Annotated in this window: 1 rRNA gene; it reads right to left on the reverse strand. The window is 55.5% G+C overall.

Features of this window, described 5'->3' with window-relative positions:
• Nucleotides 1-349, reverse strand: a 23S ribosomal RNA gene (locus tag AB4Z16_RS28185); the annotation flags it as partial.

A 349-nucleotide genomic window follows, 5' to 3' on the forward strand; every position in this document is an offset into this window, starting at 1 on the left:
GAACTTGAACTTACCCGACAAGGAATTTCGCTACCTTAGGACCGTTATAGTTACGGCCGCCGTTTACTGGGGCTTCAGTTCAGAGCTTCGCTTACGCTAACCCCTCTCCTTAACCTTCCAGCACCGGGCAGGYGTCASCCCSTATACTTCGCCTTRCGGCTTCGCASAGACCTGTGTTTTTGCTAAACAGTCGCCTGGGCCTATTCACTGCGGCTCTCTCGGGCTTGCACCCTATCAGAGCACCCCTTCTCCCGAAGTTACGGGGTCATTTTGCCGAGTTCCTTAACGAGAGCGCTCACCTTAGGATTCTCTCCTCGCCCTCGCCCACCTGTGTCGGTTTGCGGTACGG

The sequence above is a fragment of the Allobosea sp. TAF32 genome (assembly GCF_052113585.1).
GTDB lineage: Bacteria > Pseudomonadota > Alphaproteobacteria > Rhizobiales > Beijerinckiaceae > Allobosea.